Raw genomic sequence first — 19,699 nt, 5'->3', positions numbered from 1 at the left:
GCCGCGCCGCACGCATACCGGGCGCCCCGAAGGGCCGTTACTCAAACCTCTATGAACACTTCTCAAGACCTGTCGATCATTTCCCTCGTCCTCAACGCGAGCGTGCTGGCCCAGGCCGTGATGGGACTGCTGCTGTTGCTGTCGCTGATGTCGTGGACCTTCATCTTCCGCAAGTGGTTCGCGATCCGCCGCGCGCGCGCGCAGACCGAACGCTTCGAGAAGGATTTCTGGTCGGGCGGCGACCTGCAGGCGCTGTACCAGAGCGCGGCCAACAACCGCCACACGATCGGCGCGCTCGAGCGGATCTTCGAATCGGGGATGCGCGAATTCCTGAAGGCGAAGGAAAAGCGCATCAGCGATCCGGGCCTCGTGCTCGACGGTGCACGCCGCGCGATGCGCGCGTCGTTCCAGCGAGAAATGGACGTGCTCGAAGCGAACCTCGCGTTCCTCGCGTCGGTCGGCTCGGTCAGCCCGTACATCGGTCTGTTCGGCACGGTCTGGGGGATCATGAACTCGTTCCGCGGCCTCGCGAACGTGCAGCAGGCCACGCTCGCGAACGTCGCACCGGGCATCGCCGAGGCGCTCGTCGCCACCGCGATCGGCCTGTTCGCCGCGATTCCGGCGGTGGTCGCGTACAACCGCTACGCGCACGACATCGACCGCCTCGCGATCCGCTTCGAGACCTTCATCGAAGAGTTCTCGAACATCCTGCAGCGTCAGGCCCAGTAAGGAGCGCGCCATGGCAGGAAGCCCCATCCGATCCAGCATGCGCGGCGGCCGCTCGCGCCGTGCAATGGCCGACATCAACGTCGTGCCGTACATCGACGTGATGCTGGTGCTGCTCGTGATCTTCATGGTCACCGCACCGCTCGTCGCCCCGTCGATCATCAACCTGCCGACCGTCGGCAATGCCGCGCCGCAGGAGCAAACGCCGCCCGTCGTCGTCAACATCAAGGCCGACCGCACGATGAGCGTCAAGTACAAGAGCGACTCGGGCGCGACCCAGGAAGACACGATGACGAAGGCCGAGCTCGACGGCTTCATCTCGGCCCGTCAGGCCGATCACCCTGACCAGCCGGTCGTGATCGCAGCCGACAAGACCGTGCAGTACGATGCCGTCATGACCGTGATGTCCGATCTGAAGGCGCGTGGCGTCAAGCGCGTCGGTCTCCTCGTCAAATCGCAATGAACCGGCAGCAATCCACGCGCAGCTCCGCCTACCCGCCTCAGCCTCCCCGCGAGCGCGGCACCTGGCGCGCATTCGCGCTCGCCGCGCTGATGCACGTGCTGCTCGCCCTGTTCCTCTATCATGGCGTGCAGTGGCAGAACAGCACGCCGGCCGGCGCAGAAGCCGAGCTGTGGACCGAGGTGCCCGACGTCGCCGCGCCGCGGCCCGTCGTGACGCCGCCCGCGAAGGTCGCGCCGCCCCCTCCCCCGGTGCGCGACGAACAGGCCGACATCGCACTGCAGCAGAAGAAGCGGCAGCAGGAAGCAGCCGCGCGCGAGGCGCTGCTCGATCAGCAGCGCCGCGCGCAACAGTTGAAAGCTCAGCAGGAAGACGAAGCCCGGCGCGCGCAGCTCGCGGCACAGCAGGCCGCCGCACTCGCCGCGCAGAAAGCCGCGGAACGCGACAAGCAGAAGCAGGCCGACAAGCTCAAGCAACAGCAGCTCGCCGAGCAACAAAAGCTCGAACAGCAGAAACTCCAGCAGCAGAAGCAGGCGCAGCTCGAAGCGCAGCAGGCGGCGAAGGCCAAGGCCGACGCGGCCGCGAAGGCAAAGGCGGAAGCCCAGGCCAAGGCGAAGGCCGACGCCGCCGCGCACGCGAAGGCCAGTGCGGCTGCGAACGCGAAGCTCGACCGCGAGCGCAACGCGCGTCTCGCACAGATGCAGGGCCTGTCCGGCGCCGGTGAAGGCGGCGGCGAAGGCCTCGCGAAAAGCGGCACCGGCACGGGCTCCGGCGGCAATGCCGCGACGCCCGGCTATGCCGACAAGGTGCGCCGCCGCGTCAAACCGAACATCGTTTGGGGCGGCGAGCGAGCAGGCCTGACCACCGTCGTCAAGATTCGGTGCACGCCGTCCGGTGACGTATTGAGCGCATCGGTCTCCCGCTCCAGCGGGAATTCGGGGTGGGATCAAGCCGTGGTCAATGCGATCCACGCATCGGTCCCGTTGCCGCCCGATTCTAACGGTCGTACCCCGTCGGACATTACGATTACCTTCAAGGCGGCGGAGTGAAAGGAAATGCGCTTACACTCCGGGCGTCGCTGTCAGACGGGAACGAATCGGGTATTTTTACTGTCTCTGCGGTTGCGCAGCGATCAAGTCATACGGGAAGCAAGAAGCATGAGTTTGATGACAAAACTAGGTTTCAGGGCACTCGTGGCCTCGTGTCTGATTACGGCGGGCAGCGCCGCTAACGCCCAGGTCAACGTGCTGATCACCGGTGTCGGGTCGACCCAGTTCCCCATCGCCACGGCGAATTTCACGAACGAGGCGAACCTGCCGCAGCAGGTCACGTCGATCGTCCGTGCCGACCTCGCCCGCAGCGGCAAATTCACCAACATCGACGCAGGCAGCACGCCCGTGCCCGAGACCGCCTCGGTCGACCTCGGCGCATGGAAGGCCAAGGGCGCGAATGCGTTCGTCGCCGGCAGCGTGAACCGCGAGGCGAACGGCCAGTACAAGGTCAATTTCATCCTGTACGACACCGTGAAGCAGCAAAGCCTCGGCGGCCTGTCGCTGACGGCCACCGACAGCACGCTGCGCACGGCCGGCCACAAGATCGCCGACTACATCTACCAGAAGCTGCTCGGCGTGCGCGGCGTGTTCGCCACGCGCCTGTCGTACGTGATCAAGACCGGCAACCGCTACCAGCTGCAGATTTCGGATTCGGACGGCCAGAACGCGCGCATCGCGCTGTCGAGCACCGAACCGATCATCTCGCCGTCGTGGTCGCCGAACGGAACGAAGGTCGCGTATGTGTCGTTCGAGCGCAAGAAGCCGATCGTCTACATCCATGACCTGCCGACCGGCCACCGCTTCATGGTCTCCGACCAGAAGGGCAACAACAGCGCACCGGCCTGGTCGCCGGACAGCAACACGCTCGCCGTCGCGCTGTCGCTGACTGGCAATACGCAAATCTATACGGTCAACGCGAACGGCGGCGGCCTGCGTCGTCTCACGCAGAGCAGCTCGATCGATACCGAGCCGTACTACTCGCCGGACGGCCGCTGGATCTACTTCACGAGCGATCGCGGCGGTGCGCCGCAAATCTACCGGATGCCCGCACAGGGTGAAAGCGCCGGTGCGGCACAACGCGTGACGTTCACCGGCAGCTACAACACGAGCCCGCGCGTGAGCCCGGACGGCAAGCTGCTCGCTTACATCTCCCGCACGGGTGGGGGCTTCAAGCTGTACGTTCAGGATCTGCAATCCGGCGCGGCGAACGCCATCACGAATACCAATCGCGACGAATCGCCGAGCTTCGCGGCAAACGGCCAGTATCTTCTGTACGCTACCCAGTCGGGTGGTCGCAACGTTCTGGCTGCAGTGCCCTCCGACGGCAGCGCGCCGCCGCAAATCCTGTCCGTCCAGGGCGGTTCCGTTCGCGAGCCGTCGTGGGGGCCCTTCATGCAATGACCACAAGGAGAGTAACCATGATGTCGAATAAAGCTCGTCTGGCCCTGGCCGTGATGATGATCAGCGCGCTCGCCGCATGTAAGTCGGGCGTGAAGCTCGACGACAAGGCGAACAACGCGGGTGCAGTCAGCACGCAACCGAGCGCCGACAACGTCGCGCAAGTGAACGTCGATCCGCTGAACGACCCGAACAGCCCGCTCGCGAAGCGCAGCATCTACTTCGACTTCGACAGCTATTCGGTGAAGGACGAGTACCAGCCGCTGATGCAGCAGCACGCTCAGTACCTGAAGAGCCACCCGCAGCGCCACGTGCTGATCCAGGGCAACACCGACGAACGCGGCACGAGCGAGTACAACCTCGCGCTGGGCCAGAAGCGTGCGGAAGCCGTGCGCCGTGCGATGGCACTGCTCGGCGTGAACGATTCGCAGATGGAAGCCGTGAGCCTCGGCAAGGAAAAGCCGCAGGCAGCAGGTCACGACGAAGCATCGTGGGCGCAGAACCGTCGCGCCGACCTCGTCTACCAACAGTAAGTAACGGAAGAATCGCCGTATGACGCACCGTGTAACCTGGCTGCGTGCAGCCGCAGCTCTCTGCGTCGCCGGCGCGGCGTGGTCGGCCGCGCCGGCGCACGCCGGCGTGTTCGACGACAACGAAGCGCGCCGCGCCGTGCTCGATCTGCGCAGCAAAACCGACAACCTGTCGAGCCAGTTGTCCGCCGCCCAGCGTACGATCCTCGATCAATCCGGCCGTCTCGACCAGCTGAACCAGCAGGTCGCGACGCTGCGCGGCGAGAACGAGGATCTGACGAACCGGCTGACGACGCTCGAGCGGCAGCAGAAGGAGTACTACCAGGATCTCGACACGCGGCTCAAGAAGTTCGAGCCGCAGCAGGCGACGATCGATGGTGTCGAAGGCACCGTGCAGCCGGGTGAAACGGATGCGCTCAATGCGGCGCAACAGCAGTTCCGCAACGGCAACTTCAAGGCGGCCGCGGCTTCGTTCCGCGCGTTCATCGCGAAGTATCCGCAGAGCCCCTATCAGCCGACCGCGCAGTACTGGTACGGCAATGCGCAATACGCGCTCCGTGACTACCGCGGGTCGACCGCGACGTGGCAGGGGATCGTCAGCAAGTTTCCGCAGCACCCGCGTGCGGCCGATGCCCTCGTGGCGATCGGGACGAACCAGCTCGAACAAGGCCAGAAGGCGGCCGCGAAGAAGACGTTCGAGCAGGTCGTGTCGCAGTACGCCGGTTCGAACGCGGCACAGACGGCGCAGGGCAAGCTCGAGACGATCAAATAATTATCGTGACGGGTTGTTGACAGGTTCACAACCCGCCGCTATAATCTTTTGCTCTTTGGGTCGCTTGCCAAGTTGTTGAAGCAACGAACCAAAACAGGTTTCAAGAACGTGGGGTGGTAACTCAGTTGGTTAGAGTATCTGACTTTTAATCAGAGAGTCGAGGGTTCGAGTCCCTCCCACCCTACCAACTATCTTCGATAGTGCAATAAGCCTCCCTCGCGGAGGCTTTTTTGCGTCTGTCGCCTTGCCGAACAACACGTCCCTTCCCTCAATGCGTTGAACGCTGCGTTGAAAGCGCACCGCGCACCGTTCGACGTCATGCGCCGGTCTGCCAGGACAGCGACGCTCGCCGGCGCAGCGCAACCGCTGCCTGCAAGCGTCGCTTGCTCCGTCCGTCACGGCTGTCGCGCGCTCGCCTCCACGGCCTTCTCCGGCGTCGCGGCCGCAACCGGCACCTGCGCCGCTGCCGCACCCGGTGCGCGCAATCGCACGATCCCCTCGTCACCGACCTCGACGAACAGATCGCCGTTCGGCGTGGTGACCATCCCCGCCGGACGATTCAGCACCCCCGGCAACGTACCCGGCCGATTGCCGCGTAACCCGAGCTGCCCGGCGATCACCGCCGCATCGCCCTTCGCATCGATCCGCAGGACGGTATGGTTTCCGCGGTCACTCACATACACGTTGCCGCTCGCATCGGCCGCGATCCGGTCGGGCATGCACCACGTCCAGTCGCAACTGATCAGGTTGTTCGTCAGCCGGTCTTCCTCGTCGCGCGACTTCGCGTTCGCCAGCGCGCCGTAGTACGCGTGCTCCGCGGCCGGCCACGGTCCGGGCAGGAAATGGATGCGGTGCGCGCCGGTCGCCGGGTCGATCTGCCAGATCACGTCGCGACTCAACACGTAGAGTTGTCCTTGCGGGCCGACCGCCAGATCCTCGTAGCTGCCCGGCATCCGCCTGCTCGTGACGAAGCGTTCGACGTCCTCGCGCGGAATCTTGTATTGCTGCGCCTCGCGTGCGACCGTCGCGACCGTCCCCGTCGAGAAATCGAGCCGGCGGATGCTCGCACCGCGGCCCGCCACGTACGGGCTGTCGTCCAGCACGTACAGGCGGCCATCGCGATCGAAACGCAGATAGCGCGGCCGCCAGAACGTCGCCTGCGCAAACGGGCCGTCGACCCGCGTCTCGTCGCTGGCCTTGCCGCTCACCGTCTGCACGTTGCCCTGCGGGTCGATACGACGGATCCGCGCGTTGCCGCTGTCGGCGACATAGAGGTTGCCCGACGCGTCCAGCGCGAGCCCGGACGGATAGCGGAAACGCGCCTTCAAGCGCGGCCCGTCGTTGCGCCCCTTGTCGTCCGGCGCACCGGCCCACAGCTCGCTCTTGCCGTCCGGCGCGATCCGGTAGATCGCATCGTCCAGCCGGTCGACGTAGTAGATCGTGCCATCGGCGGCCACCGCGAAATCGTCGTCGACCGATCCCGGCAACCGCGCGATCTTCGCGTCGGCCGCATCGGTCACCAGCCGCGCATCGCTGCGGTTGCTCACGCCCGCGTAGGCAAGCAGGCGGCCGTCCGGCGCCGCCTGCAGCACGACCTGGCCGCTGCCCGTCGCCACCAGCCTGCGGCCCGATCCGTCGATTGCCAGCGACGTCAGGTCGCGATCGTCCGAGCGCCCGCGCTGCAACGCCGGCTGTGCGATGCGCACGGTCGCGCCCGGCTTGCCGTCGGCACCGATCACCGCGATCGACCGCGCCGTGGCCGCAATCATCTGTCCCGCGCCATCGAACGCAAGCGCGATGTAGCCGGGATCGTCGCGCGCATCGCTTGCGTCGGCCGGCTTGTCATTCTCGCTCACCGGTGCCATGCCGATGAACGGCACGCTTCCGGCCAGTGCCGCGACCGGCCCCGGCTCCGGCGGCACACGCGCCGACGCGGCCGCCGCCGTGACATCGTCCGGCGCGTCGGCCGTCTTGCACGACGACAACGGCGTGTAGCCGTTCGGCGTCACGCGGCCGAACGTCTTGCCGTCGGTGACCCAGATCGCCCCGTCCGGGCTCGCCGCAATCGCGCGGATCCCGGACGGCGTGCAATCGCCGTCGGGCTGCTTCCACGTCGTCACCGAGCCGTCGGCGCCGACGATGCGCACATGGCCCGAATAGCGTTCGCGCGTCCAGAGCCGGCCCTGCCCGTCCAGCGCGATGGCGTCCGGTTGATCGAGCTGGCCGATCCCGCGCGGGCCGTCGGCATCGCCCGGCTTGCCCGGCACGCCGGCGATCGTGGCAACGGTGCCGTCCGGCCGGATCGCGCGCACCAGCGCGTTGCCGGCGTCAGCCACGTAGACGGTGCCGTCCGGCGCGCGCACGGCATCGCCCGGCTGGTCGAACCGCGCGGCGGCAGACACGCCATCCAGATACGCGCGCACACCGCTGCGGCCGGCCAGCGTCGTCACATGGCCCTGCGCATCGATATGCCGCACGGTCGACGCGTACCGGTCCACCACGAGCACGCCGCCGTCCCGGTCGGCATGCAGCCGCAGGTCGCCGGCGAAGCGGGCCGCCGTACCGGCACCGTCGAGATTGCCTTCCGAGCCGGGCGTGCCGGCCACCCACTCGAGCGACGGCCCGCCTGCCAGCGGAAAGTTGCTGCACGCGCTCAGCAGCACGGCCACGGCCGCGCAGGTCGCGATGCGCACACCGAACCCGTTTGCATTCCGGATCATCTTCGTCTCCTTGCCATTCCATTCGCGCCGACTGCCGGCCCGCGCATTGCGCGGGCAAGCCGGCCGGTTCCTGTCATTCATTGCGCCGCGGCCTGCGCGGCCGGCCGGCAGAACAGCTCGCCGCTGGCGGCCACATAGTCGGCCAGCCGCCCCGGATCGCGTACATCGAACAGCGACACGCTGCCGGCCTGGCTCGCATTGAGCACCGCGAGCCGGCTGCCGTCCGGATTGAACGCCAGCGCAAGCGGCCATTCGCCGGTGCGGTAGGCGGCGCGCAACATGCCCGTGGCACGATCGGCGACCAGCACCGTGTTCTCCTGCGGCAGGCTGAACGCGATCAGGCGACCGTCCGGGCTGAACGCGAATTGGTAGCTCGTCAGCGCGCGGCAATACTGGGCGGCCTGGCGCGGCTTCAGCGTGTTCGCGTCGTAGGCCGCGATGCCGTCGCGAAACAGCGCGACCAGGTCGCCGGAACCCGGTTCGACCGCCACGTCGAACGCGTCCGCATCGGCGATCGTGCCGACCTGCGCGCGCGTCTGCGTATCGAATGCGTCGATGGCGCCCGCCACGCCGTTCGTGACGAACAGGCGCCGTCCGTCCGCCGACAGCGCGAGCGCGGCAGGCCGTCCGAACGGCTGGTTGCCGGCGTTCCCGCCGCTCAGCGCGATCGGCTTGCCGAGCGAGCGGAACGTCGCGAGATCGACGACGGATACCGAGTTGGCGACCACGTTCAGCACGTACGCGCGCGTGCCATCCGTCGATATCGCGACCGCCTGCGGGAAGCGCTGCACCTTCGCGACGCCGTCGACATGCCCGCTGTCGAGGTCGAGCTTCGCGAGCGAATCGGGACGCATCGAACTGACATATGCATGGCGCTCGTCGGCCGCGATCGCGATGCCCGTCGCCCCCATCCCGCGGCAGAAATTGTCGGGGCAACCATCCTTCACCGCCTCGGCCGGTCGCTCGCCGAGGTCGCGCATGCGCTGCCCGACCGCCACATCGATCACTGCGACGGTGTTGTCGCTGTTACTGGTGACGTACAGGCGCTTGCCGTCCGGCCCGAACGCCATGCCGGCCGGCCCGTTACCGACCGCAATGACGGCCGGCGCAGGGGGTGTCGCGGACGTCGTCGCGGCAAGCTCCGTCTGCGCGCACGCGCCGGCCGCCAGCATCGCAAGCGCCACGGAAAGCACGGCCCGGTGCAGCACCCGCGGCTTGAAATCGACTCTCACTCTTTTACTCCCGGAAAATGGTCACGCGGCATCGAACGCTGCGTCAGCGCACGCTCACGTCCCGCAGCACCGCACCGTACCCGGCGTACAGGTTGCCGTCGGGCAGCAACTGCAGCTGCGCAAGCTGCCGGTGCACGACCGGCAGGTTGTGGAACGGCATCCGCATGAACAGATGATGTTCGATATGGAAATGAATCGCGTGCGGGCCGAACAGGAACGTCTGCCACGAACGCCGGACGATCGTGCGCGCGTTGCGACTCTGGTCCGCGCACGCCGGCAACCCCGCGTGCTCGAAGATCGCGCGCACCTGCCCGGCGAGCGGCAACAGCGTGACGGACGGCACGATCCACAGCGCGACGTACAGCAGCGGATGGCCGGCCAGCGCGAGCGCGCCGAACAGCACGCCGTTGCCGGCCAGCATCGAAGCGATCTCCCACGCCGCATACGCGCGTGATTTTTCGACCTTCGGCAACGCATGCGCGAATGCGCCGCGCGCGAGCTTCACGACGCTCGTCACGTAACCGATCCCGCACGCATACGCGAGCAGGCGACCGATCAGCCGAACGCGCGTCACCGGATAGTCGTGCACGCCGAACAGCAGCGCGACGGGATCGTCCGCCTGCATCGGCGCGCGATGATGCTTCAGATGACCTGCTCGATACGTGCGCAGCGACAGCCATAGCGGGCCGGCCGCAACCAGTTGCCCCAGCACGTCGTTGACGCGCGGGTTCCGCGCGAGCAACCCGTGCGCGCCTTCATGCATCATGACCGCGAGCGCTAGCTGGCTGCGCGCGATCGCGATCGCGGCGCACGCGTATACGAACGGATGCGGCAACGCGATCGCAACCGCGAACGCAGCGGCAATCATCAGCCAGTCGCCCGCCAGCGCCACGCCGACACGCAACGCGTTCACGCGAAACAGCGCGGGATCGGGCACGAACCGCGCAAGCCCGGTATCCGGTCCGGCGGGGCGCACACGCGTATCCGTCATGCGAGCCTCCTGCGCCACGCACGCCGCCCGACCCACAGCGCGCTGATCATCGCGAGCGCGACGCCGCCCAGCACGTCGGCCACCGTATGCTGCTTGAGCGTCAGCGTCGATACGCAGATCAGCAGCCCGATCGACGCCGCAACGATCCGGCGCCGGTCCGTCAGCATCCGGCACGCAAGACACGTCACCGCGACATGCAGGCTCGGGAACCCGTTGGCCGCGAGATCGAGCTGCCACATGCGCGCGACGCGATGGCGCACGAACGCATTGCCGATCTCCGCGACGTCGGGCCGCGGCACGGCTTCCGGCACCAGCAGGAAGCAGACGACACCGAGCACGAACGCGATCAGCACGGCCTCCTTGAACGCGGCGAAGGCAGACGGGCGCGCATACGCGGCAAGCACGATCACGAACGGAAAGAACGCGACGTAGACGAACCACGACCACGCGATGAACGGAATCCGCACATCGAGCGCCGTGGCCAGCACATAGCGGGGCATGACGCCGCGCTCCAGCAAAAAGAAGATCGCGAGGCCCGCTGCCATGCCGGCCATCGTGGCCAGCATCTGCCGGACATCGGGCCGGCGATCGTCACGAAGCAACCCTGTATTCATCGCGGCGCCGGCGCCTCGCATCGGGGTTCCGCGTCCGCCGCCCGCGCATGCGGACGCAACGCGAGGATGCGCGACGTCCACGCATCCACCCGCGCACGCGCATGCTCGCGGCCCGCGAGCGTGCCGGCCGGACTACCGGGATCGCGCATCAGCTCGCTTGCGGCCTGTCCGACCGCTTGCCGAAATGCCGCCGCATCGCCGCGCCAGGTGACGACGCGATGCGCGAGTTGCAGCTGTGCCGCACGCGCGGCATTGCTCGCCTGTTCGGGTTGATCGGTCTGCACGAGCAGGATCGGCCGGCGATACACGCGCGCGATCGACAGCGCGGCCATGCCGGGCGCCGACACGATCAGCGGCGCATGCGCGGCGCGCGTCGGCCAGTCGGCGTCGACGCCGGTCCAGCCGTCGTGCCCTGCATAGCCCTCGCCCACACGGTGCGCGGCGAGCCCCGCGTCGCGCATGCCGGCCGACAACGCATCGGCAAGCGCGACGTCGCGGAAGTGCGGATTCAGATAAACGGCCGCGGCAGCCGGTTCCGGCAGCGGCAACTCGGCGACGACCGGCACCGGCGTCGGCAACCGGCAGTGCAGACGCGATCGCTGCGCATCGTCGGCGTCGTCGTACGCGAAATCGTGCTCGATACAGCCCAGCGCCGAATCGATCTGCCAGTCGACGATTCGCGCGAACGCGCGCGCCAGCACGCGCGGCAGCCGAGCATCGAAATTCGCGGTCAACGCGCGGCGCAGGCTGCCGCCATACACGTGGACGACGCGACGCCGCCAGCCCGGCACCGCGCCCATGAACAGCAGCGCCGGATGAAACGAGTCGTTGATCACGAGATCCGCATCGCGCACGATCGCACGCAGCCGCACGATGTCGCGCAGCATGCGCGTCGGCCTGAACACGTAGTGCGCGACATTGCGATCGGTCGCGTCGCGCAGCATGTTCTGCCGCTCGTCGAACTGCACCGCATAGTGCCGGGACAGCACGGCCGCGTCGAGGTCGAACGCGGCCAGGAATGCCCGACCGGCATCCGACGTCGTCAGCACGTCGACCTGCGCGCCGGCCGCACGCAACGCATGCACGAGCAGTTGCGCACGCATCAGGTGGCCGCGCGCGTCGGCCGTCGCGAGATAGACGATGCGCGGCATCATGTGCGCGGACGCAGCGACTGCGCCCAGCCGGCCGCATACATCGCCAGCGCGCCCGTCACGCCGAAACCGGCGTCGATCGCGCGGATCTCGCCCAGCAACGCGGCGAGCGAGGCGGCCTCGGACGGCTCGACGAGACGGCGCAGCGTGTCCGAACAGAGCCGGACGTGGCGCGTCTCGTCGGCGAGTACGCGCGCGAGCAACGGATACAGCGGATGCGCGTCGCCGATCGTCGCGCAGTGGCGCGCGAGCACGCGCATCGCCATCTGTTCCGCGCACAGTCCGGTCGCATACGCCGGCACGAGCACACCTTGCGCGAAATGCGGCGCGTAGCGCTGCGCGAGCCGGCGCCATCGCATGATCTTGCGCCGGCTCAGCCAGTCGGGTTCGTGCGGGCCGGCCGGAGCCTCGACACCGCGTTGGCGCAGCGCATCGGCAAACGCCGCCGCGTGACGGCGCTCGTCCGCGAGATGCTGCTCGATGCGTGGCGCGAGCCAGTCCGGCGGCTGTCCGGTCCAGTCGTCGTGCAACGCGCACTCGGTCGCTTCTTCGCCGATCAGGTACATGCGCAGCATCCAGCGCTCGCCATGCGTGCTGCGATGAAGTTGCCGGATCGCCGCCCGCTTGATGCGATCGACGAGATACGCGCGCACCCGCGCCGCGCCGCGCGGCACCGGCGCGTCGAGACAGCCGAGGCGCTCGCCGTGCGGCGCCTGCGACGCTGCGGGCAATTCGCCCGTCGCGGTCATGCCGGCTCGTTCCGCGCGGATGCAGACTTCGCCGCGGCTGCCGCTGCGGCCGCCGGATCGCGACGCCAGCCGAGGATCAGGCCGACGAAGCTTTCCTGCATGAATGCATGCGCGGAGGCGGCCGCGCCCGCGAATGCTTCCTCTCGGCCATTCACGCGCAGATAGCCGTTGCCGTCGCGCGCGCCGAATTCGATCCGGTCGTTCTTCCGGAAGCCGCGCTCGCGCACGTCCTTCAGGAGTGCGCTGCCGTCGAGGCCGAACAGGAACAGCTCGCGCTGCGCAACCCACACCGGGATGTGATTGCTCAGCGCATCGAAGCGGACCGACCACGTGCCGGACGCGAGCGCGCGATCGACGTCGGCATCGTGCGGCGCGTTCGACGTGAAGCTCGCGCGTGCGACCGGCTTCGTCAGGCCGCCGACACCGAGTGCGATCGTGATGTCGTTCGCGGACGGCTGCTTCGGATCGGTCGCGCTCACCTTCACGAGATGCCGCGCAAGCCGCGACGCAAGCGACGGATGCGCGAACAGCGCAAGCGTTTCGTCCGGCGCGAGCACGTCGCGCTCGCCGTCACCGTCCTTCACGCGCACGCGGTACGGATCGATCCGTACATCGGTGAACTTGCCGTGCACGGGCGCATGGACGTACACGTCGCGGTCCCATTTCGCGCCGTCGCGACGCAGCAGCACGTGCACGCTCAACGGCACGCGCCGGCCGTCGGCATCGACACCCGTGCCTTGCAGCAGCACGTCGCCGAGCACGTCCTTCGTGCGGCGCGCCGCATCGCTCGAGAAGACGATCGTGTGCGCACCGGTATCGATGCTCGCGTGAACGTCGGGCGCATCGAGCGCGACGCGATTGCAGTCCGCCGCGGCCGCGGTCGCGAACGGGCAGCCGCTCTGCGACGCGAAGTGGTAGATCCCGCGCCCCGCATGATCGACCGGCGCGGCATGGGCGCCGGCGCTGGCGGCAAACAGGGCGAGGCTGGCGATACGGGTGGCGAGTGAGGGCATGGTCGTCGTCGGAAGGGAGTCGGGATGTCGAAGTCGCGTGGCGCCGCCGCGAGGGGCGGCGTCGCTTCAGTGGCGGTGATAGGACAACGCGTCGAGATCGCGCCGGGCCGACGCACGTCCCGCGAGCCCGAAGCCGCGCGCCAGCGCGCCGAGCGTATCGACGGCGGATGCGGCGATCGTGACGCCGACGGCCGCGAGATAGCGGATCGCGCCCAGTTGCGGCAACTGCTGGCGATTGAGCGCGCGCAGGCTGTAGCCGAGCCGCATCGCCATCACGCAGAACGGGCCGAGCGGGCCGCTGCGGCCGAGCCACTGCCATTGGCGCGGCAGATAAGCATTCACGAGGTACGGAGTCAGCCCGACGCTGTCTTCGCCGCGCATCCAGCGCAGCTTCAGCGATTCGCGATGCGTGTCCGGCAGCCGATGCTCGGTGTGCGCGGCCGGCGCGAACTCGACGGCCACGCCGGCCGCCTGCATCCGCAGCCCCATCACCTGGCAATGCGCGCGATAGACGCCGTCGAGCGGCTCGTAGCGGAATCGCGCAAACACGTCGCGCCGGAACGCGACGTTGTTCGCGTAGAAATTGCGCGTGGCACCGTCGCGCAGCGGGCTCGGGAAGTACATGAAATCGATCGACGTCAGCGCGATGCCGAGCACGTTGGGTGCATAACTGGTCCGCCCCGCCACCGCGACGGGCGCGTCACCCGTGTTGCGTGCGAACGGCGCCAGCAGGTGTTCGAGCCAGTCGTCGGCCGGCCGGCAATCGGCATCGCCGAATACGACGACGTCGCAGCGCGAAGCGTCGACGCGATCGAAGCCGTCGTTCTTCGCATCGTAGTAACCGGTGCTCGCGCCGATCTCGACGAAGTCGATCGGGCGGCCGGCCAGTGCGGCGATGTCCGCGCAGGCATCGGCCGGCAGCCCGTCGTGCGTGATGATCCATTGCGCAAGCGCCGCCGGCGGCACGGTCTGCTTCGACAGCGCCGACACGAGGCGCTTCAGGCTGTCGACGGCCTGCACGAGGCCCGCGCCGCCGCGCAGGTTGTTCGTCTCGAGCACGAGCGCCGCATGCGCCGCCACGGCGCGGGCGGCCGCGCGCGTGCGCGGTGCGGGTTCATTGAAGTTCGGCATCCGGAATATCTCCATCGTCATGCGCGACGGCATGGATGAAACGAAAGGACGGCGGGCTGCGGCGCGCCGGCGAGTGCGGGGCACCGCACGCGTCATGGCGCAACAGGCGGCCGCGGCGGGCGCCCGTTGCGCGTGCCGTCACTCCTGAACGGACGGCGCGGAATCGGCGTCGGTGAAGCGCGGCTTCGCGTTCTGCAGATCGCGCGTGTTCTTCTGCACGGCCACCGAGCCGAACAGCGCGAGCACGAACGACATCGCGTAAAAGCCCTTTTCGCTCAGTTGCAGCGTCGCGTTGAAGAGGCCGACGACCAGCAGCGCGATCGACAGCAGCAGCGCGATCCAGCTGAGGCCGTAATAGATGCCGGTGACGGGAATGCCTTCCGCGCGGTCGCGCACGCTCTTCTGCAGCGAGATCGCCGCATAGAGGCCGAACACCAGCACGGTGAAGTAGTAACCCTTCTCGTTGAGCTGCATGCCGGCGTTCCAGAGCCCGATCAGGAATGCGGCGAAACCGGCGAGCAGCGCGGCCCACGATGCGGCCACGAACGCGAACGACGGCTGCTGGATGGTGGTCTGGTTCATTGCTTTGCCCTCTCTTTCTTCTTGTTCGAAATCGTTATCGTTGAACTGCGTTTTGCGCATGGTAGCAGCTTTGGCACGCACCAAGACGGCCGTGCTTGCAGTCTTACGCTTCGCGCCGCGCACGCCGCCAGCGCCCCGGCGTCGTGCCGAGCACCGCGCGAAACGCCTTGCCGAATGCGGCTTCGGACTGATAGCCGACCGCCTGCCCGATTTCCGCCTGCCCGCGCTGCGTGTCCTGCAACAGCGCACACGCATGCATCATCCGGATCTGCGCGACGAACGCGCCGACGCTCATCCCGGCCTTCTCGCGGAAATGCCGCGCATAGGTCGCGCGCGACATCGCCGCCGCCGCGCCGAGCGATTCGACCGTCCACGGCTGTTCCGGCGCCTGCAGCACGGCCTGGACCGACGGACCGAGCCGCGCATCGGCCGCGAGCGCGAGCCAGCCGGACGGCACGCGCGCGCCTCGGCCATACGCACGCAGCGCGTATGCGAGCAGCGCCTGCCCGAGCGCGTTCACGATTGCTCCGGCACCCGGCTGCACATTCGATGCCTCGATACGCAGCACGCTCGTCAGCAGCTGCAGCGGCGCGAACCCGGACGCTTCGCGCAATCCGACGTGCAGCACCTGAGGCAGCGTGCGCATCAGCAGTTCGCCGGCGCCGCGCGCATAGACGAACCGCCCGCACAGCAGGTCGACGCTCGCGCCGCCCGGCCCGGCCGGATCGAGATTCGACTTGACCGGCAGTACCGCGCCGTCGCCGGCGCCCGAATCGCGCAGCGGCGCGGCCGGCTGCGACCGGCCGCTCCCGGTGTCGAGCAGGTCGTGCGCAACGCCCGCAGGCAGCAGCACGAAATCGCCTTCGGCGAGCTGCAGCGTGCGCCCGTCGGCGGTGCGCAGCCGGCACGTGCCGGTCAGCACCAGGTGGAACGCCGCCTCGCCGGGCGGCAGCGGGTCGTGCGGCATCGCGAACGGCCCGTCGAGCAGGCAGCGCACGTCGAGCTCGACGTGGCTGCGGCCCAGCGACAGCAGTTGACTCAACGCGTCCATGAGACGATTGCGCTAAAAATTGACACTCTAGCGTATCGAAACCCTCAGCGCGAGCGATCAGAATAGGTCTGCATCGCCCGAGATCGCGGCGCCCGCCGCCCTCCTCACCTCTTCTCGAAAAGGACGCATCATGCTGAACTGGAACGAATACCGGAAGGAACTCTCGACGCGCATCGGTGAAATCGCCAAGCTGTCGCCCGATACGCTGGCCGGCTACAAGGCGCTGTCCGGCGCCGGCGCCAAGACCGGCCATCTCGATGCGAAGACGCGCGAGCTGATCGCGCTTGCCGTGGCCGTCACGACGCGCTGCGACGGCTGTATTGCCGTGCATACGGCCGAAGCCGCCAAGCATGGTGCGACCAAGGAGGAAGTGGCGGAGGCGCTCGGCGTCGCGATTGCGCTGAATGCGGGCGCGGCGCTCGTCTATTCGGCGCGCGTGATGGACGCGCTCGGCGACTGAGCCGACGGCAGCGGCACGGCCTGCGCGCCGCGCCGCTGCGTTGCGCATCGCGCGCACCGGCCGCCATGTCTGACGATTGCGGCCACCTCCCCCGGACGCGCCTGCACCGCGAAGTCGGCTACCATGCGCGAACGAACCGTCGCGAAGGAGCGCTCCATGTGCCGCTGGCTCGCCTATACCGGTAATCCGATCCATCTGGAAACCGTGCTGTTCCGTGCGAAGCATTCGCTGATCGACCAGAGCCTGCATTCGGAGCTGGGCGCCACGACCACCAACGGCGACGGCTTCGGCATCGGCTGGTACGGCCATCCCGACGAACTCCCGTTCCGCTACCGCTCCGTGCATCCCGCATGGAACGACCGCAACCTGCGCGAAGCCGCGCGTGCGATCCGCTCGCGGATGTTCATCGCGCACATTCGTGCGGCGACCGACACGCCCGTACAGGAAACCAACTGCCATCCGTTCCGCCACGGCCGCTGGCTGTTCGCGCACAACGGGCTGATCCGCGACTTCCACAAGCTGCGCCGCGACCTGACGCTGAAGGTCGATCCCGCGCTGTTCCCGACACTCGAAGGCTCGACCGACTCCGAGCTGATGTTCCGCCTCGCCCTGACGTACGGCCTCGAGCAGACGCCGCTGCCGGCGCTCGAGCGGATGGTCGGCGTGGTCGAGGAAACCGCCGCGCGGCATCGCGTCGCCGATCCGCTCAACATGACGATCTGCGCGACCGACGGCGAACGGATCGTCGCGGTGCGCTATTCGAGCGAACGGCAATCGCGCTCGCTGTTCCACAGCACGTCGTTCAAGCACCTGCACGAGCTGTATCCGCATAACCCGCGCATCGCCGAGGCCGGCGACGACGCGTTCATGGTCGTATCCGAACCGCTCGTCGACCTGCGCGGCGCGTGGGAGGAAGTACCGGAAGGGATGGCGATCGTCGCGCACGGCGCGGACGTGCAGCAGCAGCCGTTCGCACCGCGACACAAGTAGCGGCGGCCGGCGCCGCGCGCGCCGTCAGGCGTGGCGCGACAAGCGCATCCGGATCGAATCGAGCCCGGCGGGCAGCCGGCGCGAACGGGCGCGCGGCCGTGGCAGCGCGACGAACCCGAGGCGTTCGTACAGCGTGCGGGCGCGCACGTTGCGGGTCAGCACGTCGAGCACGACGTCGCGGCTGCCGTCGGCCGGCAATGCGCCGGTGTCCAGCGCATCGCGAAACAGCGCGCTGAAGACGCCCGTGCCGCGCAGGCGCTCGTCCGTCGCGCAATGCGCGACGAGGATCTGCGAACGCTTCGGCGCCGGGAGCTCCGTTTCGAGGATCAGCCCGCGCAGCAACTGGCCGATGGTGCGGCGCACGCCGAAGAAGCGCGCGAGCGCCCACACGACATGCAGGTCGTCGAACATCGTCCGCTGCCCGTCGTGAATCGCCATCACCGCGAGCACGGCACCGTCGCCGGCAACGGCGACGCGATGCCGGCGCCACGAAAAGCGTCCGTAGCGCGAACGGAACGCCTGTTGCAGGAAAGCGATGCAGCGCGCATCGCTCTCGCCGAGAAAGAAGCCGAATTCGCCCACGCCGGACACAAACACGAGCGGCCCGCACGCGGCCGCATCATCCGCATCCGCCGCGCGAAACCGTGCGGGTTCACCGGTGCGCGCGACCGCTTGTGCGAACGCGGCGGCCTGCGTCATGCGGCGCGTCCCGCAAGCCGCGACAACACGGCAACGGTCCGGCTGATCTGCTCCGGCTCGTGCGTCGAGCAGATGAAGAAGCGCAGGCGCGCGGCCTTTTCCTCGACGGCCGGATAGAAGATCGGCTGCACGTTGATCCCTTCGTCGAACATCGCATTCGCCCACTGCGCGGCTTTCAGCGAACTCCCGGTGATCACCGGCACGACCGCATACCCGGCACTCGTGCCCGTATTCAGCCCGGCGGCCCGCGCCTCGGTCAGGAACTGCCGCCCGCGCGCCTGCAGTTGCGCGACGCGCGCCGGCTCGGCCTGCAGGCGTTCGAGCGCGGCCAGCGACGCTTCGGCGAGCGTCGGTGCGAGCCCGACGCTGTACAGGAAACCCGGGGCCAGGTGGCGCAGCATGTCGACGAGCGGCTGGCAGCCGGCGATGAAACCGCCGCAGCCGGCCAGCGTCTTGCTCATCGTGCCCATCCACATGTCGACCTGGTCGGGCGCGACGCCGCAATGCTCGCGGATGCCCTTGCCGGTCGCGCCGAGCACGCCGAGCGAATGGGCCTCGTCGACCAGCAGGAACGCGCCGTGGCGCGTCTTCACGTCGACGAAGCGCTGCAGGTCGGGGAAATCGCCGTCCATGCTGTACAGCCCCTCGATCGCGATCAGCACGTGCCGGTATTCGCGGCGTACGCGCGACAGCAGCTCGTCGAGCGCCTGCCAGTCGTTGTGCGCGAAGCTCAGCCGCTTCGCGCCGCTCAGTTGCGCACCCTGCACGATGCTGTTGTGCGCGAGCGCATCGTGAACGATCAGATCGCCCGGGCCGAACAGCGCGCCGATCACGGTCACGTTCGTCGCATGGCCGCTCACGAACGCGACGCAATCGTCGGTTTCGTAGAACGCGGCCAGCGCGCGCTCGAGGTCGCGCTGCACCGGGCGTTCGCCCGCGACCATCCGGCTCGCCGATGCCGACGTGCCGTAGCGGTCGATCGCGGCTTTCGCACGCGCGGACACCGCCGGGTCGCCGGCGAGGCCGAGGTAGTTGTAGTTCGCGAAGTTCAGGTATTCGCGTCCGCCGATCTGCGTCGTCGCACCGGCGACGCCGTCGTGCACACGGAAAAACGGCGAGTCGACACGCAGTTTCTCGCCCATCTCGCGCATGATCCGGACCTGCTGATACTGCGGCATCGATTCGAAGCGGCTGCGTGCGGACACGGTCTGTGCTGCCGGCGTGCCGGGCACGCCGGGCGCCGCTGCGGCATCGGTCGCGCGCTCAAGTTGCCGTTTCAGGGCTTTCGCCGCCAGTTGCTGGCGAAGATGCTCTCCCAGTGCCATTGCTTCCTTCGCTGTATCTCGAAAAGACGCTATGTTACGCCGCGCATTTTGAA

The 19,699-nt window shown here is 68.2% G+C and carries 20 protein-coding genes and 1 tRNA gene; 9 read left to right on the top strand and 12 right to left on the bottom strand.

Translation table 11 applies throughout. The annotated features are described in order from the left end of the window. Positions 1–51: 51 nt before the first annotated feature. From tolQ to OHZ10_RS03870, 7 genes are all read left to right on the top strand, one after another. The gene (gene tolQ / locus OHZ10_RS03900) at positions 52–729 is read left to right on the top strand and encodes a protein TolQ (RefSeq protein ID WP_021157170.1); all 678 of its coding nucleotides are present in this window, start codon (positions 52–54) and stop codon (positions 727–729) included. A 10-nt stretch (positions 730–739) separates the two neighbouring features. Beyond that, entirely contained in the window at positions 740–1,189 is a 450-nt protein-coding gene (gene tolR / locus OHZ10_RS03895) for a protein TolR (protein WP_059235921.1), read from the top strand. Beyond that, positions 1,186–2,235 carry a cell envelope integrity protein TolA gene (tolA, locus tag OHZ10_RS03890; RefSeq protein ID WP_059235922.1) on the top strand — a complete coding sequence of 350 codons (1,050 nt, stop codon included), beginning with the start codon at positions 1,186–1,188 and terminating at the stop codon, positions 2,233–2,235. Before tolR ends, tolA begins: the two co-directional genes overlap by 4 nt. A 108-nt stretch (positions 2,236–2,343) precedes the next feature. Continuing rightward, complete coding sequence (gene tolB / locus OHZ10_RS03885) at positions 2,344–3,639, top strand: Tol-Pal system beta propeller repeat protein TolB (protein ID WP_059235924.1); 1,296 nt, start codon at positions 2,344–2,346, stop codon at positions 3,637–3,639. Between the two features lie 17 nt (positions 3,640–3,656). Beyond that, positions 3,657–4,169 carry a peptidoglycan-associated lipoprotein Pal gene (gene pal, locus OHZ10_RS03880; protein ID WP_011351072.1) on the top strand — a complete coding sequence of 171 codons (513 nt, stop codon included), beginning with the start codon at positions 3,657–3,659 and terminating at the stop codon, positions 4,167–4,169. A 19-nt stretch (positions 4,170–4,188) separates the two neighbouring features. Next, a complete protein-coding gene (ybgF, locus tag OHZ10_RS03875) occupies positions 4,189–4,938 on the top strand; it encodes a tol-pal system protein YbgF (protein WP_059235926.1) in 750 nt (249 codons plus the stop codon). A gap of 110 nt (positions 4,939–5,048) precedes the next feature. Next, positions 5,049–5,125 (top strand) — tRNA-Lys (locus tag OHZ10_RS03870). Between the two features lie 208 nt (positions 5,126–5,333). On the opposite strand, the gene OHZ10_RS03865 is transcribed toward OHZ10_RS03870, so the two are convergent. The 10 genes from OHZ10_RS03865 to OHZ10_RS03820 all read right to left on the bottom strand — a co-directional run bounded on the left by OHZ10_RS03865 (position 5,334) and on the right by OHZ10_RS03820 (position 16,172). Further along, positions 5,334–7,658 carry a hypothetical protein gene (locus OHZ10_RS03865; protein WP_342703677.1) on the bottom strand — a complete coding sequence of 775 codons (2,325 nt, stop codon included), beginning with the start codon at positions 7,656–7,658 and terminating at the stop codon, positions 5,334–5,336. Between the two features lie 77 nt (positions 7,659–7,735). Then, on the bottom strand, positions 7,736–8,890 hold the full coding sequence (locus OHZ10_RS03860) for a beta-propeller fold lactonase family protein (protein ID WP_342703675.1): 1,155 nt from the start codon (positions 8,888–8,890) through the stop codon (positions 7,736–7,738). Between the two features lie 43 nt (positions 8,891–8,933). Next, a complete protein-coding gene (locus OHZ10_RS03855; RefSeq protein WP_342703673.1) occupies positions 8,934–9,881 on the bottom strand; it encodes a fatty acid desaturase family protein in 948 nt (315 codons plus the stop codon). Next, entirely contained in the window at positions 9,878–10,495 is a 618-nt protein-coding gene (locus tag OHZ10_RS03850) for a phosphatase PAP2 family protein (protein ID WP_342703672.1), read from the bottom strand. Before OHZ10_RS03850 ends, OHZ10_RS03855 begins: the two co-directional genes overlap by 4 nt. Beyond that, positions 10,492–11,649, bottom strand: a complete 1,158-nt coding sequence (locus OHZ10_RS03845) for a hypothetical protein (protein WP_059235934.1) — start codon at positions 11,647–11,649, stop codon at positions 10,492–10,494. The genes OHZ10_RS03850 and OHZ10_RS03845 overlap by 4 nt, the downstream gene beginning before the upstream one ends. After that, the gene (locus OHZ10_RS03840) at positions 11,646–12,395 is read right to left on the bottom strand and encodes a ferritin-like domain-containing protein (RefSeq protein WP_226196939.1); all 750 of its coding nucleotides are present in this window, start codon (positions 12,393–12,395) and stop codon (positions 11,646–11,648) included. The genes OHZ10_RS03845 and OHZ10_RS03840 overlap by 4 nt, the downstream gene beginning before the upstream one ends. Next, positions 12,392–13,408 (bottom strand): hypothetical protein, encoded by a 1,017-nt coding sequence (locus OHZ10_RS03835; protein WP_342703669.1) that lies wholly within the window; start codon positions 13,406–13,408, stop codon positions 12,392–12,394. Before OHZ10_RS03835 ends, OHZ10_RS03840 begins: the two co-directional genes overlap by 4 nt. 66 nt (positions 13,409–13,474) lie before the next feature. Beyond that, complete coding sequence (locus OHZ10_RS03830) at positions 13,475–14,539, bottom strand: glycosyltransferase family 2 protein (protein ID WP_340623824.1); 1,065 nt, start codon at positions 14,537–14,539, stop codon at positions 13,475–13,477. A 138-nt stretch (positions 14,540–14,677) separates the two neighbouring features. After that, positions 14,678–15,121, bottom strand: coding sequence for an inner membrane protein YiaA (gene yiaA / locus OHZ10_RS03825; RefSeq protein ID WP_059235940.1), 444 nt, complete (start codon positions 15,119–15,121; stop codon positions 14,678–14,680). A 103-nt stretch (positions 15,122–15,224) separates the two neighbouring features. After that, positions 15,225–16,172, bottom strand: a complete 948-nt coding sequence (locus tag OHZ10_RS03820) for a cupin domain-containing protein (RefSeq protein ID WP_059235942.1) — start codon at positions 16,170–16,172, stop codon at positions 15,225–15,227. A gap of 130 nt (positions 16,173–16,302) precedes the next feature. On the opposite strand from OHZ10_RS03820, the gene OHZ10_RS03815 reads away from it, so the two are divergent. Together OHZ10_RS03815 and OHZ10_RS03810 are read left to right on the top strand one after the other, a co-directional pair. Further along, complete coding sequence (locus tag OHZ10_RS03815; protein WP_043189451.1) at positions 16,303–16,632, top strand: carboxymuconolactone decarboxylase family protein; 330 nt, start codon at positions 16,303–16,305, stop codon at positions 16,630–16,632. Positions 16,633–16,788: 156 nt separating this feature from the next. Further along, positions 16,789–17,622, top strand: a complete 834-nt coding sequence (locus OHZ10_RS03810; protein ID WP_059236892.1) for a class II glutamine amidotransferase — start codon at positions 16,789–16,791, stop codon at positions 17,620–17,622. A 24-nt stretch (positions 17,623–17,646) separates the two neighbouring features. Here OHZ10_RS03810 and OHZ10_RS03805 read toward each other — a convergent pair whose 3' ends face one another. Beyond that, positions 17,647–18,321, bottom strand: a complete 675-nt coding sequence (locus OHZ10_RS03805) for a GNAT family N-acetyltransferase (protein ID WP_059235944.1) — start codon at positions 18,319–18,321, stop codon at positions 17,647–17,649. After that, positions 18,318–19,646, bottom strand: coding sequence for an aminotransferase class I/II-fold pyridoxal phosphate-dependent enzyme (locus OHZ10_RS03800; RefSeq protein ID WP_174993236.1), 1,329 nt, complete (start codon positions 19,644–19,646; stop codon positions 18,318–18,320). Before OHZ10_RS03800 ends, OHZ10_RS03805 begins: the two co-directional genes overlap by 4 nt. Between the last annotated feature and the right edge of the window lie 53 nt (positions 19,647–19,699).

Source organism: Burkholderia arboris (assembly GCF_038723655.1).
GTDB classification, from domain to species: Bacteria; Pseudomonadota; Gammaproteobacteria; order Burkholderiales; family Burkholderiaceae; genus Burkholderia; species Burkholderia arboris.
Note: the sequence above shows the minus strand (reverse complement) of the source record. Positions and strands in the feature narration are given on the sequence as shown.

What these genes read in the sequence shown, in the direction of transcription:
- tolQ (WP_021157170.1), top strand. Translation starts at nt 52, where the DNA reads ATGAACACTTCTCAAGACCTGTCGATCATTTCCCTCGTCCTCAACGCG.
- tolR (WP_059235921.1), top strand. Translation starts at nt 740, where the DNA reads ATGGCAGGAAGCCCCATCCGATCCAGCATGCGCGGCGGCCGCTCGCGC.
- tolA (WP_059235922.1), top strand. Translation starts at nt 1,186, where the DNA reads ATGAACCGGCAGCAATCCACGCGCAGCTCCGCCTACCCGCCTCAGCCT.
- tolB (WP_059235924.1), top strand. Translation starts at nt 2,344, where the DNA reads ATGAGTTTGATGACAAAACTAGGTTTCAGGGCACTCGTGGCCTCGTGT.
- pal (WP_011351072.1), top strand. Translation starts at nt 3,657, where the DNA reads ATGATGTCGAATAAAGCTCGTCTGGCCCTGGCCGTGATGATGATCAGC.
- ybgF (WP_059235926.1), top strand. Translation starts at nt 4,189, where the DNA reads ATGACGCACCGTGTAACCTGGCTGCGTGCAGCCGCAGCTCTCTGCGTC.
- OHZ10_RS03865 (WP_342703677.1), bottom strand. Translation starts at nt 7,658, where the DNA reads ATGATCCGGAATGCAAACGGGTTCGGTGTGCGCATCGCGACCTGCGCG.
- OHZ10_RS03855 (WP_342703673.1), bottom strand. Translation starts at nt 9,881, where the DNA reads ATGACGGATACGCGTGTGCGCCCCGCCGGACCGGATACCGGGCTTGCG.
- OHZ10_RS03850 (WP_342703672.1), bottom strand. Translation starts at nt 10,495, where the DNA reads ATGAATACAGGGTTGCTTCGTGACGATCGCCGGCCCGATGTCCGGCAG.
- OHZ10_RS03845 (WP_059235934.1), bottom strand. Translation starts at nt 11,649, where the DNA reads ATGATGCCGCGCATCGTCTATCTCGCGACGGCCGACGCGCGCGGCCAC.
- OHZ10_RS03840 (WP_226196939.1), bottom strand. Translation starts at nt 12,395, where the DNA reads ATGACCGCGACGGGCGAATTGCCCGCAGCGTCGCAGGCGCCGCACGGC.
- OHZ10_RS03835 (WP_342703669.1), bottom strand. Translation starts at nt 13,408, where the DNA reads ATGCCCTCACTCGCCACCCGTATCGCCAGCCTCGCCCTGTTTGCCGCC.
- OHZ10_RS03830 (WP_340623824.1), bottom strand. Translation starts at nt 14,539, where the DNA reads ATGCCGAACTTCAATGAACCCGCACCGCGCACGCGCGCGGCCGCCCGC.
- yiaA (WP_059235940.1), bottom strand. Translation starts at nt 15,121, where the DNA reads ATGAACCAGACCACCATCCAGCAGCCGTCGTTCGCGTTCGTGGCCGCA.
- OHZ10_RS03820 (WP_059235942.1), bottom strand. Translation starts at nt 16,172, where the DNA reads ATGGACGCGTTGAGTCAACTGCTGTCGCTGGGCCGCAGCCACGTCGAG.
- OHZ10_RS03815 (WP_043189451.1), top strand. Translation starts at nt 16,303, where the DNA reads ATGCTGAACTGGAACGAATACCGGAAGGAACTCTCGACGCGCATCGGT.
- OHZ10_RS03810 (WP_059236892.1), top strand. Translation starts at nt 16,789, where the DNA reads ATGTGCCGCTGGCTCGCCTATACCGGTAATCCGATCCATCTGGAAACC.
- OHZ10_RS03805 (WP_059235944.1), bottom strand. Translation starts at nt 18,321, where the DNA reads ATGACGCAGGCCGCCGCGTTCGCACAAGCGGTCGCGCGCACCGGTGAA.
- OHZ10_RS03800 (WP_174993236.1), bottom strand. Translation starts at nt 19,646, where the DNA reads ATGGCACTGGGAGAGCATCTTCGCCAGCAACTGGCGGCGAAAGCCCTG.